Source organism: Flagellimonas hadalis, from assembly GCF_007785775.2.
In the GTDB taxonomy this organism is placed as follows: domain Bacteria; phylum Bacteroidota; class Bacteroidia; order Flavobacteriales; family Flavobacteriaceae; genus Flagellimonas; species Flagellimonas hadalis.
Genome location: NZ_VNIK02000010.1, coordinates 16559 through 33796 on the forward strand (window position 1 = coordinate 16559; position 17238 = coordinate 33796).

A 17238-nucleotide genomic window follows, 5' to 3' on the forward strand; every position below is an offset into this window, starting at 1 on the left:
AATCCTACTTTTTTAAATACTCTTGTTCATAATGTGCAATGGTCTCTGCCAAAGCACTGTCCAAATCATACTTTGGAACATATCCCAAAGACCTGAATTTGGTCACATCCGATTGCGAATGCTTAACATCCCCTGCCCTTTCGGGTTTAAAAATGATCTGGGATTTTGAGCCTGTCAACGAAACAATCTTGTTGGCCAACTCCAAGATACTTGTACTGTGCCCCAAGGCAACATTGTAGACTTGGTCTCCTTTTTCCAATGCGAACAGATTGGCAGCGACCACATCCTTTACATAAACAAAGTCCCTAGTCTGTTCCCCATCACCATAAATGGTCAAGGGTTCGTTCAAAAGTGCTTTCTGGATAAAGATGGGAACAGCCGCGGCATAAGTGGACTTGGGGTTTTGCCTGGGGCCAAAAACATTGAAATAACGCAAAGAGGCCGTTGGGACATTCCATTGGTCGGCATACATCCGTAGGTAAAACTCCCCATCCAACTTGGTCACCGCATAGGGCGTCATGGGTTCTGGAAGCATGTTCTCCACCTTTGGCAATGTGGGGTTGTTGCCATAAATGGCCGCCGAACTGGAAAGAATCACTTTGCACCCTGGGGTCTCTTTGGCTGCATCCAACACATTCAAAGTTCCTTGCACATTGATTTGCAGACATTCCTCCATCAACTGTAACGACTCCGGTACACTGACCAATGCCGCAAGGTGGAAGATTCCTTTGGCTTCCTTGGCCAAGGATGTTATCGCCTGATGGTTACGGATGTCTTCTTCCACAAAATCGACATCCAAATGTGCAATGTTTTTTTGAAAACCTGTTCTCAGGCTATCCACCACCACTACCCTATGTCCCTGTGCACACAAAGCTTCTGCTATGTGGCTCCCTATGAAGCCAGCCCCACCGGTAATGATGTATTTATCCATTCTTCAGGCTTTCTTCCCAATCCAAGATGGGATAGTGTTTTTCGAGATAATTTTTCACATCAACAATGTCTTCTTTGGCCGTAAGGTCCGGAACATGTTCCGATAATGGGATGCCTATGGCTGTTTCCGGATACGCTCCCAACATGTTCAGAAGGGCCGTGGGCAGTTCTTTTTCATTCCGCTGGGGATGGATCGGACAATTTTTCAAATAAGGGGCCATTTTTACCCCATCAAAAGTAAAGGCGTTCATACTTACCCGTAGCTTACCCATGGCATCCTTGTAGGCATCTATTTGGTCAGCTTCGGGTTTCTCCATAATATCCATCAGATATCCCTTTTCATTTAGTTTTACCAGTGCAAAACGGGAAATCCGTTCTTCCGGAAATTCCATAGCATCCCGATCATATGCGATAAAGACATTGGGTTCTTCGGTATTTCGCAAGGCCTTGAATGCTTCCACTGAGTAGAGGTTATCGCTGTTGCAAACGGAATATCTTCTGGTGTTCAGTTCTGGGAACTGTTCTGTGGTTTGATAGAGGGCATCTGCCGTACCAAATGGTTTTACCCTGTCCTTTGGGACATATTGGGTCGCAAAGTAAATTTCCATTCCGTGGAACACTCCCCCGCTTTTACCGGAACCATAGAATTCCCTGAAAAGTTGTCCATTTTCTCCAATGACGATATAAATTTTGGTGTAGCCCGCCTTTTTCGCATTATAGAGCACATAATCCAGTAAGGGACGGCCTTGTTGTCCAACCCCTATCAATCCTTTGCTACGCTCGTTTGCCTGTTTGATATCCTCGGCGCTCAACCCTTCTTGTTGGGCAGCTTCCTTTTTCATCCTTGAGGATGCGCCTCCGGCCAGAATCACTAAACTTGAAATTGGGTCCATTTTTATTTTTTTGATTTGATTATACTGGCTCCAGGGTCCACATTAACGGCATAGGCATCTTTGGCACCTGCCTTTTTCAAAGCGGCTATCACCTTTTCCTGTTCTTCCTCCCGGGCCAAGACCACAATGCTTCCTCCCCTACCCGAACCAACGATCTTGGCGCCAAGAGCACCCGCATCCAAGGCTCCTTCCACCATCTCATCAATGAGCGGAAGGGTAATGTGCAGGTAATCCCTGAGTACCATGTGGTGTTCGTTCATCAAACTTCCGATCTTTACAAAATCCAATGTAGGTTTTCGGAATTCCAGCAAAGCACGCTGTGTCACATCATGGTTCAGAACAGCTGCCTCGAAATAGATTTTTAGGTCCTCGGGGACAAGTTCCATATAGGTGGAAAAAGTTTCCCTTGTAGCTTGTTTTATGTCAAACCCCGGTATATTTTCCCTTACCTTGTTGATGGCCAATTGGGCCTTCTGCCGAAGCTCCCCCAATACACCTGTGGTCTCTTTTGGGATTCCTGATTCGGCCACAATAAGTCCTGGCAGTTTCTTGTGAAATACCTCATAGGAAAGATCTTCTCCCGTTTCGAGGTAAATGATGTTCCCAAGGCCAATACTGTATTGATCCATTTTACCTCCGGGAAATCCATGATATTTGACTTCCGCTTCGTATGCCATCCTTGAAATGAACTCATTGGTGATAGGCTCATCACATCCAAATGCTGTGACCAGGAACTGGATCCAGGACATAATAACGGCACTTGAACTTGAGGTGCCCGCGTTGATGGCTATATTTCCAGATAAGGTAATGTCGTAACCGTGACCGGGCACACAGCCATGTGTTTCCAAAATCTGGAGCGCGGCCATAAAATGGTCTCCCTTTTCAGCGGACCTTCCAACAGACCGCAAATCTATTGTCCTCTGTTCACCAATATCCGGTTTGTCAATAAAAAGTACATTCCTTGTATTTTTCTTTGCCCTTAGGCTAATATGCCTGTCAATTGCACAGGCGATCACGGGCAGCCCCAAGTAATCTTGGTGGTCGCCGAACAAACAGGTCCGACCTGGGGCCTGGACAATGATATCATGCAGGTCCATATCAGTGTATAACAAATTGCCTATCACTTATTTATATTTTAAAATCAACTTATTAAAGCTAGGGTCCAGCCTTGATTTGGGTGCAATATATAAAAAAATGTGTACGTACACACAAATTTAGTGTTATCGTTAACATGACTTAGTTTTCCATTTTAGATATATTTGTTGGAAATGAAGAAAAAAATCACAATAAAGGATATCGCCAAAGTGGCCAATGTTTCCATAGGCACTGTGGACCGGGTGATACACAATAGGGGTAAAGTTTCGGAAAAAGCCCTTCAAAAGGTCAATGACGCCCTCAAAGAACTGGATTATAAAGCCAACCCTTTGGCCCGCTCCCTAAAAAACAATGTAGTATATGCCATTTCCATTCTCGTCCCCGATCCGCAAAAAGATTCGTATTGGCTTCCTTGCCAACAGGGCATCATGGAAATAATCACCGAATACGAGGCCTTCGATGTGGATATTTCCGTCCACTATTTTGATCCTTCCGAGTCCGAATCATTCTCTCAAGTTGGTGCCAGGCTGATCCGTAAATCTCCAGATGCCGTATTGTTTGTCCCTCTTTTTGAACGGGAAAGTGATGTGCTCTTACGGAAGTTGAACAAAAAAGGCATCCTCTCCGCAACTTTCAACAGTATGCCCAGAAACCATGTTGACCAACACGTGGGGCAAGACCTTTACTTGAGTGGGAGGGTCGGCGCCAAGCTCATAAGTGATTTTCTGGATCCTTCGACATCAAAAATAGGTATCGTCCACATAGATGAAGCATTCAACAATGCCATCCATATGCAGCAAAAAGAAGAAGGGTTCAAATCTTTTTACGAGACCTATGCCGCCAAGTATGACATATTCACCAAAACCATCAATACGGATAATATCCATAGCACCCTGTTGGATTTTATAGAGAGCCATGGTGTGAATGTCTTCTTTGTGACTACTTCAAAAACCTATGAAGTTGCCCGCACTCTTGAGCTATTGAACAAAAATGGCATTGTAGTGGGTTATGACCTTCTTCAGGAGAACATTAAATACCTGACCGAAGGCAAAATCCAATTCCTGATCCATCAAGCACCTCGAATGCAAGCTTCCTTGTCCCTTAAGAGTCTTGTGGAGAAACTATTGTTCAAAAAGGAGTATCCCAAAAAGCAATTTCTTCCCATTGAGATCATCAATTCTGAAAACGTCAAAAGTTATCTCTGACCAAAATAAGTCACGAATTTTGGCCTTATAAGGTCCAACATCAGAAAAGGGCTATATCAAGATCAACCCAAAATTTCTTTGACAAGTCTTTGGTCTGCCTCTGCAATGGTATTGTTGTACATGGCATCGAGGCCCATCTGCACGCAGATAGCAGCCATGGCACCCGTTTTGGCATTGGGGATGGGCAAGGTGTTGTCCCTTATGTTGTCCCTAAAATCGATCAATGCCTGTTTACTTGGATCCTCATGGTCCAACAGAACGGGAATACCTTTTCCTTCGTCCCAGTTCAAGGTGGCGCCAGAAACGCCGTCAACCTCGCCCTTTTCTTTTTGGTAGCTACCTTCAGGATAGAACCAGGCCTTTACATAGTCCAGTACGTACGCTCCTTTGTCACCCAACACTTTTATTTTGTAATCGCCCATGGCATTACTGGTCAGGCAGGTAAAGGTGGCCCTTACGCCTTGGGGATAGCTATAGATCAAGTGGATGTTGTCATAGGTCTCCCTACCGTCCTTCCAGTAGTCTATGCCACCAATGCCCATCACCTTTTCGGGCATGGAACCCAGTACCCAATTGGCAAAGTCCAACTGGTGTGAACAGAGTTCGGCCAGAAGGCCTCCTGAAAATTCGCGGTACATACGCCAATTGATCATACGCTCCCATTTGGGGTCCGGAACGGGCCTTCGCCAGTCGCCATTTCGGTTCCATTGGCATTCAAATGCGGTTATTTTGCCTATTTTCCCTTTCTTGATCTCATCCACGATATGGGTGTACAATCGGGAACTATGGTATTGGTGACCGGCCTGAAATATCTTGTCTGATCTATCGGCAGTTTGGACCAGGTCCTTTATGCCATCATATCCTTTCGCCATCGTTTTTTCACCATACACATGCTTGCCTGCTTTTAGGGCATCGACCACGATTTGGGAATGCGTACTGAACGGAGTGGCCACCAAAACGGCATCCACATCCTTATCGTCCAACAATTTCCGGTAATCCGAATAGCCCTTTGCTTTTCCATCAACTTTTTCCAACCCGGAACTGAGCCTGAAAGGGATAATGTCACTACAGGCCACTACCCGCATGTTGGGGATTTGGTTGATGAAGGGAATCATTCCTCCGCCACGGTCCCCGGTGCCGATGACGCCTACATTGATGGTCCCGTTGGCACTCGAGGTTCCATATCCCAAAACGGTAGGCGCATACAGGGCGGCCGAACTGGCCAAACTCCCCTTCACAATAAAATCACGTCGTTTCATACTAGTTTAAAGCGTAGGTTCCCATCCCTTTTCGTATTCCCTTTTCCAGTTTTGCATGGCCTTTTCACTGTTCAGTACCTTGCCTGTTTTGGTATCAATTTTGAGGGTGTGTCCAGCATCCTGTGCCATATTTCCCAAGTGACAGAGCATCGTGGAAACACCGGCTTCATTGATGTCGGAATTCAGGGATATATCTTTTCGAATGGCGTTGAAGAAATTGGCCACATGGTCAATGTCCAAACCTCCAATACCCTGGGTGTTGAGGGTGGCACTGATAGAATCTTCCTCTTCATTTTTGATGAGATTTCCGGCCAAATCATATAGTTTGTAAAAATTACGATCCAGTTCGATCACTCCCTTACTACCATAAATGGTAGCTCCCCTACCCGGTCTTTCGGGTTTCATGATTCCACGGCTATGGGATGTCCATGTGATGAACTTTTCCCCTGGAAACGTATAGGTCACCTGCTGGTTGTCCACAAATTCCCAATCATCGTCATAGGTATATTTTCCGCCGAACGAAGTGACCGTTTCTGGTAGGTTTACCCCCAGTGCCCAGCGACAGATATCAATCTCGTGGGTGCCGTTGTTGTGTATCTCACCAGTGCCCCAATTCCTGAACCAATGCCAATTATAAGGATGGATGTTGTCCCTGTAACCTTCACGGGGCGCAGGGCCTTGCCAGAGTTCCCAATCCAAGGTCGGAGGTACATCAATTGCTTTTCCCTTACCGATTGACTCCCTATTGTTCGAATAATAGGCCTCTCCCTTGAATACCTCGCCGATTACTCCATTGCGGATATCATCAACGGCCATCTTGGACGTCTTGGCAGACCGTTGCTGGTTGCCCATCTGTACCTTTTTGCCGTATTTATTCTGTGCGGCCACTAGAAGTTCATTTTCATAGGGATTGTGGCTACATGGTTTTTCCACGTACACATGTTTTCCCGCCTGAAGGGCCAAGATGGCCATGGGGGCATGCCAATGCTCCGGGGTGGCAATGAAAATGGCATCCACATCTTTGTCCTCCAATATTTTGCGAAAGTCCTTCTCTACTTTCGGCACATAGCCTATGTGTTCCTGGCACCATGCATTGTGCTCTTCAATGATGTTGTCGTCCACATCACAGTTGTACAAGATCTTGGCATTGGGATCCTGATGGATGGCCAATACATGGGCCTTTGCCCTGCTCCTCACACCGATCACGGCACAGTTGATATGGTCATTGGCACCTAAAATCCGGGCATTGGCCCATGAAGGAAAAGCCAATCCGCCCAAGGTGACGGCAGCAGTTCCCGTTGTTGTCTTTTTGATGAAATCGCGTCTTGTTCCCATATTACTGTTCGTTGTTGATGGTTTTTATCTTGATGTTCTTAAAACTTACCCTGTCCCCATGATCCTGCAATAAAATAGGGCCATTCGGGGCTTCGCCAAAATTGGGCCACACCACATATTTACTTTCGGATACCAATTTTTTGAAATCATCGCTTCCGCGCTCATATTCCAAGACCTTCATGCCATTGAGCCAATGCTCCACATGGTTATCCTTTGAAATGATATGGGCCGTGTTCCATTCCCCAATGGGGTTGGCAGGTTTATCGGGGTCCGCCTTGATCAGATCATACAAAGAGGCCAAAGTACGGCTTCCTTCATGGTTACCAAGTTTGGCATCGGGGTGTCTTTCATCGTCCAAAATCTGGTATTCCAAACCAATGGACGATCCCGGGCCTTTGTTCAGATCGGTGTTCACGTAATATTTGATGCCGCTGTTGGCGCCTTCGGTGAGTTTAAAATCGACCTTCAATTCAAAATCGCCATACACATCGGTGGTGACAATGTCCCCTCCGGCCGCCGATTCTTCTCCGCCCGAAGACAGAACGGTCAATACGCCTTCCTTCATTTCCCAGCCCTTATCCGGAAAACTGTCCAAACGGGCACCCCTCCAACCGTTGGTGGTCTTGCCGTCCCAAAGGAGTTTCCAACCATTCTTGGCCTCATCTATGGTGAGCTGGTTTTGGGTCACTACGGGGGCCAAAGGCATTTCCTTGGTGTATTTGGAAAGGCTGTCTGTCAAAATCTTGATGTTTCGCCAAGCGATCTCGGTACCTTCTTTCTGATCTTTGCTGATACTGTGCACCTGAAGGGCGATAAATCCACTCGGGGTCTTGTCGTCTATCAAATGGGCGGCGGGCACCCCATTGATCCATGTTTTTAGGGTGTCCCCGATGGCTTCGATGCGGTAATGGTTCCAATCATTTTGCTTGAAAGCTTTCTGCGCATCGGGATTATTGTCCAAGTTGACCAGCCAACCTCTTCGACCCTCATCGTAAATGCCTGCACTCCAAGCCCTGTCCGAAGGGTCTATTTCAATTTGATAGCCATGCACCCTACCATTTTGATAAAGGGGAAAACTGTTGCTCCTGATCTGGATTCCTGAGTTCATGGTGGAATCCACTTTGTAGTCCAGTTCCAGAATGAAATCATCGTACATCTTGTCCGTGGTCAAAAAGGAATTGGGGGTATCATGGACCGTAGACCCAACAATAGCATCCTCTTTGATTTCATAATGGGCTGTGCCCCCTTTTTGGGTCCAGCCATCCAGTGTCGAACCATCAAACAAATCCACCCAAGGGGTGTCATCTTTCGGGGATTCTTCACAGGCCCAAACCAAAAAGAGGGACAGTGCCAAATACATTACTTTGTTTTTTTTATGTGCCATTTTAATAAAATTTAATTTCAAATCAGTCCTGTACCATTTTATGAAGGTCCTGGTTGCATGGACCGCTCTATACCCATCATCAGTCCCCTAAGTTCTGCCAATCCTCTGAGCCGTCCTATGGCTGAATATCCGGGATTGGTGTGCTTGTTGAGGTCATCGAGCATTTGATGTCCGTGATCGGGTCGCATCGGTATCCAATGGTCCTTTCGGCCCGCTTGCCTACGTCGATTTTGTTCTTTCAGAGCCCTTTGTACAATATCGAACATATCTACATCCCCTTCCAAGTGGTTGGCTTCGTAAAAATTACCATTGTCATCCCGCTGTGTGCTTCGCAGGTGCAGAAAATGGATCCTTTCCGCAAATTGGTCAAACATGTCCCCCAAATCGTTATCGGGCCTGACCCCCAATGAACCTGTACAGAAGGTAAATCCGTTGTGCAATGAGGGCACTTCAGAAAATATGTGGGCATAATCGGATGCAGTGCACATGATCCTGGGCAGACCCAAGATGGAGAAGGGCGGGTCATCTGGGTGGATGCACATCCGTACACCATGTTCTTCGGCCACGGGAATCACTTCTTTTAGAAAATGGACCAAGTTGCTCCGCATGGTATCTGCATCAATGTCGGCATAGGTGTCCAAAATGGATTGGAACCTTTTAAGTCCATCTCCCTGTTGGGAATCCAAATAGCTTTCCGAAGACCCAGGCAACCCTGCTATGATGTTCTTGGTCAATTCTTGGATGGCCGCTTTGGACATTCCATCGAAATATTGTCTTGCCGCGGTCACTTGTTCCTTTGTATAGCTTTCTTCCGCTCGGGGGCGCTTCAAAATGAACAGATCAAACGCTGCCAAGGCATTAAATTCAAAGGCCAGGGCCATGGAGCCATCTGCCACTTCGTAGGCCAGGTCTGTACGGGTCCAGTCCAAAACAGGCATGAAATTGTAGCACACCACCTCCACTCCGCATTGGGCCAAATGGGCCAAACTCTTCTTGTAATTTTTAATATGTATCTCAAAATGGCCCGATCGGGTCTTGATTTGTTCGTGTACCGGAAGGGATTCCACCACGGACCACCTTAACCCTTCGGCTTCAATAAGGGCCTTTCGTTCCGCAATCTTTTCCACGGGCCATATCTCGCCATTGGGGATATCGTGCAGGGCTGTCACTATTCCAGTGGCCCCTGCCATTTTGATGTCTTTCAATGAAACGGGGTCTGACGGGCCATACCAACGCCACGTCTGTTCCAGCCCCATGTTCTTTTTATGTTCCTTATACACCGCTAAATGCATTAAATCCCCCATCGATAGGGATGATGGCACCTGTTACAAAACTGGCCGCATCGCTGATGAGCCAATGGACCGCACCGTGCAATTCGTCCGCCTTTCCAAATCGTTTCATGGGCGTGTTCGTAATAATGGTCTTGCCCCGATCGGTATAGCTACTATCCTCTTTCAGCAAAAGGTTCCTGTTCTGGTTGCTGATAAAAAATCCCGGGGCAATGGCATTGACCCGCAATCCTTCCCCAAATTTCAGGGCCAGATCGGTAGCCATCCATTTGGTAAAATTATCGATGGCAGCTTTGGACACGGAATAGCCGACCACGCGGGTGAGAGCCCTGGTGGCTGCCATGGAAGATATGTTCAGGATACATCCACGGCCTTGTTCGGCCATTTGCTTTCCAAAAACCAGGGAAGGGACCACAGAACCGTCCAGGTTCAGTTCGGAGACCTTTCTAAAATCGTCCATCTCCAAATCGAATATGGTCTGCCCCTCGCCTATCACGGCACCGGGCATGTTACCGCCTGCCGCATTGATCAGCACATCCAATGTTCCCCAGGTCCCCACAACATCATCCTTTACTTTTTCCAAGAAATCCCTATCAAGGACATTTCCCGCAAAACCCATCACATCTGGGTACACCTTTTTTAGCTGCTCCACTTTGTCTTCCACCTTGGCCTCAGTTTGTCCCAGAAGAACAACTTTTGCACCTTCCCCTAGCAGATATTCGGTCATACTTCCACCAAGAATACCCGTTCCTCCTGTAATCAGGATCACTCTTCCCGAAATATTGAACAACTCATTTCCCATCTGGTCCAACCAATCAAAATCTTTGATAATTCTTTCTTCAAATGTTATTTCTGTGTACCTTTGACACATTTGCTAAATTATGTGTTTTGTTCCACGAAAAAAAACAAATGACCAATAAAAATAACCACACACCTAAAATTCCTCAAAATTATCAGGTAAACACTGATTCATTTGCGTGTCCCATAACCACGGATATCGCTGTTTTTGGATATGTGGACCATCGCTTGAAGCTACTATTGACCAAAAGGTCCGTCGGCGACTTTACCGACCATTGGTTGTTGCCCGGGGGAGTCATGGAGGCGGATGAAACGCTTCAAGATTGCGCCAACAAGATCTTGTTTGCCCTCACGGGGGTGAAGGACATCCATTTTGAGCAGGTGAAAGTATATTCGGCCTTGGACAGGCACCCCATCAAACGGGTCATCACGGTCTCGTTCTATGCCATGGTAAAACCGGGGGACCATCCGTTTTCCCTAAAGGGAAATGTGGAACAGATTGCTTGGTTCGATATTGATGACATCCCCAAAAATTTGGGGTTCGACCATGCCCAGATCATCCACGATGCCCATCTTTTTTTAAAGAACAACCTCAAGGATAGGCTCATTGTGGGTGAACTACTGCCCAAGACCTTTACCCTCACCGAACTGCAAAAGCTGTATGAGGATATTTTGGGCCTTGAACTGGACAAGCGGAACTTTAGGAAGCGTATCTTCCAAATGGATATCCTTAAAAGTACCGGTAAAGTAAAAGCTGGAGTAAAGGGAGGCCCCATGCTCTATGAATTGGAATAGTACTTTACAACACTATTCGAGCCCGTTCAATTTCTTGATGAGATCCACCTCATCCTGTCGATAGGGCGTTCCGTCCTTCCTGAAAATGTCATGGAACCATTCCACTGGCTCTTCGCCACTGTCTATGGGCGTGTCCCATTGGTAGATGGTATTGGTCTTTCCCTTGACCAATCCCCAATTGATGGCCCCAATGTTTTCCTTTTTCAACATGGGCATGGTGTTGGAGAAACGGCTGTTCCGTGTACGGGCCATATATTCGGTACAGATCATGGGTCTTCCATGGGTCCTTAGGAGTTCAATGATCAGTTTGTGATCTTCAGGAGGACCGTAGTGATGGTAGGTGATGATATCGGAGTTGAGGGCTTGGAAAGCATTCAAATCCACCAATCCCCATGACCATATGCCGGCCGAAAGGGGCTGTGAAGGGTTTACTTCCCTTGCCCATTTGAATATGGCCTGCAACAAAGGCATGGAATCGTTTCCTTTTCCCGAGTTGCCAGGTTCGTTGTACAGGTCCCAAAGCAATATCCTATCGTCGTTCCTGAAGGTCTCCAATATATCTTTAACATAAATCTCCAAAAAAGGAAAATTGGCGGGTTCTTTGGAAGCTGGATCTCCGGGATCTTGCATCCATCCGGAGTTGTGGGTGCCGGTTTTGGGCTCTGGTTGTTTCCCCACTTTGGGTTCCTTGCCCCAAACATCATCAAAGAACACGAACATAGTCTTTATGCCCCGCTTTGCTGAAATATCCAGATAGGTGTCCATCCGTTCCTTGAATCCTTTGGGATCTTGCTTGTAGGCCAGACTGTGGAGGTACACCCGCATCACGTTCATTCCAATGCCTTGGGCGTAGCCCAATTCCCTATCGATGGTAACGGGATCAAAAGTATCGCCTTGCCACATTTCCAATTGGTTGATGGCATTGCTGGGGATAAAATCGGCCCCGTTCAGCCATTTGTATTGCGAATACCATTTTTCGGCCTTTTCAATGGACCATTTTTCATTTTGGGTGGATTGTGCCGATATAAGGGCGGATAGCATCAAAAAGACAATTGCAGTTGTTTTCTTTGTTCCCATTTCTTTCTTTTAAGTTGTAGAGGTTTGATGATTTTATAATCGATCTGAAAAAAATCGTTTGAATATACAAAAATCCCTGACTTGGGTTCGATAAGACAATCTTGATTATTGATCCGATGATTGAATTGGGTTGTTTTGTTGACAAAATCATTTCTGCTCAAACCTATTTGCTTGAAAAGCGAAACGCATCGAAGTCGAAATCAATTTTAATAAAAAAATATATTATTATCGTAAAACGATATATTTTTATATATTTGCAACAATAAACAAGATTTTCACAAAATGAAAAAAACGGCATTCGTTTCCAAAGTTCTATATACAATCACAAGGGTCTTGGCCTGGTTGTACCTGATTACAGGCCTATATGGTGCTTTTAGTTGGATCAGCAAAACCAACATCCAGGTACAAGGCTACCAAAAAATCATCAATTTCCCTTTCACGGACAGTTCATTTTTGATTTTGGACAGTAACACGCCTTATTTGCTGTTTGCATTTTTGCTGCCCGTTTTCTCCTATACCCTATTTTTTTGGCTGCTCTCCAAAGTGTTCAAGGTGTTCTTCCAAAACAGGTTGTTCACCTTGGGGAATATTGGCCACCTGAAACGATTTTACTTGGTCAACCTTTTTTTGCCAGCATTGCTGATTGCCCTCTCGTCCTTTTTCATCGAAATTGAAAATGAAGTGTACTTGATAGCAGTTCTGCATCTGTTCCTTGGAATTTTCATCTTTATCATATCAGAGATCTTCAACCAAGGGCTTACCTTGCAAAACGAACAGGACCTATATATCTAAAATATGCCAATTGTTATCAATATCGATGTGATGCTCGCCAAGCGAAAAATGAAAAGCATGGACTTGGCCGAAGCCATTGGCATTACACCTGCAAATTTGTCCGTGCTCAAAAACGGAAAGGCCAAGGGCGTGAGATTCGAAACCCTCGAAGCGATATGCAAGGCCCTAGATTGTAAACCTGGAGACATCATCGACTATGTAGAATAGCCTCTGCTTTAAATAAAACACCATGAATACATTGAAAATTGACAATGTATCCCTTGCCTATGGCAACGGATACCAGGCACTTACTGCCATAAATTTAGAGATAGGGAATGGCATATTTGGATTGCTTGGGCCCAATGGGGCTGGGAAATCCTCCCTCATGAAAACCATCGTTGGGCTACAACGACCGACGGAAGGAGAACTCCATTTCAACGGATCTGATATTGTCAAAAACCCGCTTGACCTGCAAAAGCACCTAGGTTTTCTCCCACAATATTTTGGGGTGTATCCCAAGGTTTCCACCTATAATCTACTGGACCATTTGGCCCAATTAAAAGGGGTCCGCCACAAACAACAACGCCATGGGCAAATCATCAATCTCCTACAAAAGGTCAATCTGCTTGATGTAAAAAACAAGGAAGTCCACACTTTTTCCGGTGGTATGAAACAACGTTTTGGGGTGGCACAGGCACTGCTCGGGAATCCAAAAATCGTGATTGTTGACGAACCCACCGCAGGATTGGATCCAGAGGAGCGGAACCGTTTCAATACCTTATTGAGTGATATCAGTGAGGACATTATCATTGTGCTGTCTACTCATTTGGTGGAAGATGTTCGGAATCTTTGCTCCACCATGGCCATCATCAAACAAGGAAGAATCGTTTCCCAAGGCACACCAAATGATTTCATTGGGCAATTGAATAAAAAACTTTGGAGAAAACCCATCAAAAAAACCGAACTGCCACACATTGAGGCCACACACAGGGTCATCAGCAAACAACTGATAGAGAAGGTTATGCATGTTACGGTGTATGCTGATGATTGCCCAAAAGGTTTCCACGGCACAACACCCAGTTTGGAGGATGTTTACTTTAACCATTTATAAAAAACCAAGGCATGGGCCCCATTTTTTTTAACGATATCCGTATGGCCTTGCGGCAAAAAGCCGCATACGGCGCTATGATGGTCTATTTGGCGATTGGCTTTTGGGTGGGATATAAACTCAATATTTCTGTTGGTGACAATCTTGCGGTCAATGCCCCCTACTCTGTGGGGTTCATGGTAGGACTGATGAGCTTGACCATTATCTTCATGGCCACGGTATTGGCATTTTCTGTGTTGTTCAAGGAGTCGGATGCCAACTTTGATTTGATTGTATTTTCTACCCCGATCCGTAAGCGTGGTTTTGCCTTGATGCGGTTTTATTCTTTTTTCGTGTTGACATTGCTTGGTTTTTTACTCTTGATAGTAGCCTATGTAATTGGTCTCCATGCCCAGTCGTCGAGCCAAATGAACGTTGGTTTTCACCTTTGGCATTTTCTGTACCCCTTTGCCCTGTTTGGTGTTACCAATACCCTATTGGTGTGTGGCATTTTGTTTTTCGTTGCGCAAAAGTTCCAAAACAAACTCTTGGTGGCCGTTACGGGTCTATTGCTCTACATTGTATACATGGTTTCCATGGTCTTCACCAATGCCCCTTTCATGGCGCAATCCTTGCCACAATCACTGATGGCACAGCAAATTTCTTCACTTGTGGATATATTCGGCCTTTCCGCATATTTCTTTGAAGCAAAGGATTTGACCGTAGAGCAGCGGAACCTTGGAGTGGTACCATTTTCCAATTTCTTGTTGATCAATAGGTGGGGAATTGCCATTCTTTCTTTTGGAATGCTGTATTGGGGAGTTAGAGCATTTTCTTTTCTGCCTATTTATAAAGGTAAAGTGGAAAAGAAAACCATTCCATTGCAGATGGAGCATGCCCATATCCCTTTCATGGTTGCGCCTACATGGTTCCATCCAAATACCAAATGGCGGGCCATTGTATCCTTCATGAAAATTGACATGGTTTACCTGTTCAAGAGCATTGCTTTGGTTGCAGTTTCGGCCCTGCTCCTATTTTATGTGGGCATGGAAATGTATGGTGACATTGATATGGGAATCCGGATGCCACAACTATACGCCAGCTCCGGGCTTTTGGCCCAGACCATCAATTCCAACTTTTATTTTATTGGAGCCTTGGTCATGGTATATTTCGTGAACGACATCTATTGGCGTAGCAATGCCTCTGGGTTTTCGATCATTCAGGACACTGCCTATTATGCGAAGGAAAAATGGCTGGGACATATGGGCAGTATCGTCATGTTGGTCGGTTACCTCACAGGGTTGATGATCTTTGAGGCCTTGGTCTTTCAGCTATTGTTCCACTATTCCGTGGTGGATTGGCAAGCCTATTTTGGCGTCGTGGTTTTCAATACCTTTCCGCTATTGTTGCTATCTTTCTTTTTGCTTTTGGTCAACAGCATCTCCCAGAAAAAATCCCTTGCATTGGGTGTTTCCATCCTGGTGTTCTTGGCATTGGCCACTCCAGTCTCCAAAAGCATCATTACCAATCCCGTGCTGCGGTTTTTATCGGGCTACAGTGGTCCTTACAGCGATTTTTTGGGTTATGGTCCTTACCTACATTCATTCTTATGGCGATTGGTCTTTGGATTTGCGTTGATCACAGCATTCTTTATCACCTATCGTTGGTTAAGGTCACAACAAAGGAAGACCATAAAAGTGTTGGGGTTTTTGACCTGTATGCTCTTGGGAGTCATAAGCGGTTCTCGTTTTCTGGATGGTTATGAGAAAAAGGATAAGGACAGTGAAATGACCGAAAGGGCCAACTATGAAAAAAGCTATAGAAGCTATCAAATTAGTCCCCAGCCGACCATATCCGATGTTATTGCCCACATAGATCTCTTTCCTGAAAGTCAGGCCTATCACATCAAGGGAAGTTACGTGATCAAAAACAAACAAACACGAACCATAGACTCGATTCTTTTGAACGTCCCGAAAGACTTTGAATTGGTTTCCCTGGTCTATCAGCACAGAAACGAACGGCACGAGATAGGCACACACATCTCGGAAATCCATTTGAAAGAAGGGTTGTCGCCACAGGATTCAGCTACGCTTGCATTTGAACTAAAATACCAATGGAAGCCGATCAACGGCCATGAATCCTTCAATGCCATCCTTAAAAACGGTTCCTTTCTGCGGATCAGCCGATTCTTTCCGATGTTCGGTTATGATGCGGGCAGGGAGATTTCAGATGTTGAATTTCGCAAGGCGCAAGGCTTGGGAGAGGCAACCGCTTTGCTTCCACTGGAAGCCAAAAAAATCAAGGTGGATGATTTTATAGGCCTTTCCATGAAAATTTCCACTTCCGATGACCAGATTGCCATAGGCACGGGCGAGTTAAGAAAGCAATGGAACAGTGAGGGACGAAACTATTTCGAATACCGCGCAGAGTCCATCCCGTTTCGTTTCGCAGTAGCTTCGGCAACATATGCCTCTAAAGAAGTTGACCACGACGGTATTGTCATACGGGTACTATATAACCCTCTGCATCACCACAATGTGGACCATTTGATTGCCAATACCCGACTAGCGCTGGGTTATTGCATCCAGAATTTTGGCCCCTACTCTTTTAGGTCGGTCACCTTTGCTGAGGTATCCGCTTTCACCAAAGGTTTTGCAGGTACGGCTTATCCCGGGGTCATCTTTATGACAGAGAACATGACCTTCAATGCCAATATAACCAATGAGCAAAACCAAGATGTGGTCAATGAACTTGCCGGGCATGAAGTTGCCCATTTTTGGTGGGGCACCAACCAAATCGATCCTGATTATCGTGAGGGGCATGCGATGCTCACTGAGAGTCTGGCCATGTATACCGAAATGATGCTCTACAAACGGATGCACGGCAAAGCCAAAATGATGGAACGTGTGGCCATGCATCAGCAGATCTATGATGCGGAGAGGGGGTTTTATAAAGAAAGTTCCCTACTGAAGGCCAATACGGAAAATCTCTATATGGCCTACTCCAAAGGAGCTGTAGTATTTGTGGAACTGAGCGAACTCATTGGGGAACAACAATTGAATTTGGCATTGAAGAAATTTCTGAAAAAATATGGTCACCCCGACACCAAACCTATTTCAACGGATCTATTGCATGAGATCCTGAAGGTTTCCGATGAAACCCATCATCAAAAGATCTTGGACCTTTTTGAATAGAAAACCATTTCCCATAATGGATGTGAAGCGCACTAGCATGGGTGGAAGGCAGGGTCTTCCGCGCATTTTTGCATCCATTTAGCAAAGCATTGCCTAAACATTAAAATTCCAAGATATGGGACTCTT

15 protein-coding genes are annotated in these 17238 nt (G+C 45.6%); 6 read left to right on the forward strand and 9 right to left on the reverse strand.

What is annotated here, in order from left to right; all coding sequences use genetic code 11:
* Nucleotides 1–4: 4 nt before the first annotated feature.
* From FOT42_RS13700 to FOT42_RS13710, 3 genes are read right to left on the reverse strand one after another with little or no spacing between them, the layout of a single operon-like run.
* Nucleotides 5–931 (reverse strand): SDR family NAD(P)-dependent oxidoreductase, encoded by a 927-nt coding sequence (locus FOT42_RS13700; protein ID WP_151891105.1) that lies wholly within the window; start codon nt 929–931, stop codon nt 5–7.
* Nucleotides 924–1823, reverse strand: a complete 900-nt coding sequence (locus FOT42_RS13705) for a sugar phosphate nucleotidyltransferase (protein WP_151891106.1) — start codon at nt 1821–1823, stop codon at nt 924–926. Before FOT42_RS13705 ends, FOT42_RS13700 begins: the two co-directional genes overlap by 8 nt.
* Before the next feature lie 2 nt (nt 1824–1825).
* Nucleotides 1826–2920 carry a GHMP family kinase ATP-binding protein gene (locus tag FOT42_RS13710; RefSeq protein WP_151891107.1) on the reverse strand — a complete coding sequence of 365 codons (1095 nt, stop codon included), beginning with the start codon at nt 2918–2920 and terminating at the stop codon, nt 1826–1828.
* A 171-nt stretch (nt 2921–3091) separates the two neighbouring features.
* On the opposite strand from FOT42_RS13710, the gene FOT42_RS13715 reads away from it, so the two are divergent.
* Nucleotides 3092–4123, forward strand: coding sequence for a LacI family DNA-binding transcriptional regulator (locus FOT42_RS13715; RefSeq protein WP_151891108.1), 1032 nt, complete (start codon nt 3092–3094; stop codon nt 4121–4123).
* A gap of 62 nt (nt 4124–4185) precedes the next feature.
* On the opposite strand, the gene FOT42_RS13720 is transcribed toward FOT42_RS13715, so the two are convergent.
* From FOT42_RS13720 to FOT42_RS13740, 5 genes are read right to left on the reverse strand one after another with little or no spacing between them, the layout of a single operon-like run.
* Nucleotides 4186–5382 carry a Gfo/Idh/MocA family protein gene (locus tag FOT42_RS13720; protein WP_151891109.1) on the reverse strand — a complete coding sequence of 399 codons (1197 nt, stop codon included), beginning with the start codon at nt 5380–5382 and terminating at the stop codon, nt 4186–4188.
* Nucleotides 5383–5388: 6 nt separating this feature from the next.
* The gene (locus FOT42_RS13725; protein WP_151891110.1) at nt 5389–6717 is read right to left on the reverse strand and encodes a Gfo/Idh/MocA family oxidoreductase; all 1329 of its coding nucleotides are present in this window, start codon (nt 6715–6717) and stop codon (nt 5389–5391) included.
* A gap of 1 nt (nt 6718) precedes the next feature.
* Nucleotides 6719–8101, reverse strand: coding sequence for a 3-keto-disaccharide hydrolase (locus FOT42_RS13730; protein ID WP_226789900.1), 1383 nt, complete (start codon nt 8099–8101; stop codon nt 6719–6721).
* A 38-nt stretch (nt 8102–8139) separates the two neighbouring features.
* Nucleotides 8140–9357, reverse strand: coding sequence for a mannonate dehydratase (gene uxuA, locus FOT42_RS13735; RefSeq protein ID WP_151891184.1), 1218 nt, complete (start codon nt 9355–9357; stop codon nt 8140–8142).
* A gap of 16 nt (nt 9358–9373) precedes the next feature.
* Entirely contained in the window at nt 9374–10261 is an 888-nt protein-coding gene (locus FOT42_RS13740) for an SDR family oxidoreductase (RefSeq protein ID WP_226789901.1), read from the reverse strand.
* A 38-nt stretch (nt 10262–10299) separates the two neighbouring features.
* Between FOT42_RS13740 and FOT42_RS13745 the strand changes: the two genes are divergently transcribed.
* Nucleotides 10300–10983, forward strand: a complete 684-nt coding sequence (locus FOT42_RS13745) for an NUDIX hydrolase (protein ID WP_192938397.1) — start codon at nt 10300–10302, stop codon at nt 10981–10983.
* A gap of 12 nt (nt 10984–10995) precedes the next feature.
* Here the strand turns inward: FOT42_RS13745 and FOT42_RS13750 are convergent, their stop codons facing one another.
* A complete protein-coding gene (locus FOT42_RS13750; RefSeq protein ID WP_151891112.1) occupies nt 10996–12060 on the reverse strand; it encodes a cellulase family glycosylhydrolase in 1065 nt (354 codons plus the stop codon).
* A gap of 282 nt (nt 12061–12342) precedes the next feature.
* Here FOT42_RS13750 and FOT42_RS13755 point away from each other — a divergent pair, with 282 nt between their 5' ends.
* Genes FOT42_RS13755 through FOT42_RS13770 form a run of 4 tightly spaced genes read left to right on the forward strand, consistent with a single transcriptional unit; the run spans nt 12343 to nt 17112 of the window.
* Entirely contained in the window at nt 12343–12852 is a 510-nt protein-coding gene (locus FOT42_RS13755; RefSeq protein ID WP_151891113.1) for a DUF2975 domain-containing protein, read from the forward strand.
* A 3-nt stretch (nt 12853–12855) separates the two neighbouring features.
* On the forward strand, nt 12856–13059 hold the full coding sequence (locus FOT42_RS13760) for a helix-turn-helix domain-containing protein (RefSeq protein WP_151891114.1): 204 nt from the start codon (nt 12856–12858) through the stop codon (nt 13057–13059).
* A 22-nt stretch (nt 13060–13081) separates the two neighbouring features.
* Nucleotides 13082–13942 (forward strand): ABC transporter ATP-binding protein, encoded by an 861-nt coding sequence (locus FOT42_RS13765; RefSeq protein ID WP_151891115.1) that lies wholly within the window; start codon nt 13082–13084, stop codon nt 13940–13942.
* A gap of 11 nt (nt 13943–13953) precedes the next feature.
* Nucleotides 13954–17112, forward strand: a complete 3159-nt coding sequence (locus FOT42_RS13770) for a M1 family aminopeptidase (RefSeq protein ID WP_151891116.1) — start codon at nt 13954–13956, stop codon at nt 17110–17112.
* Nucleotides 17113–17238 lie beyond the last annotated feature (126 nt).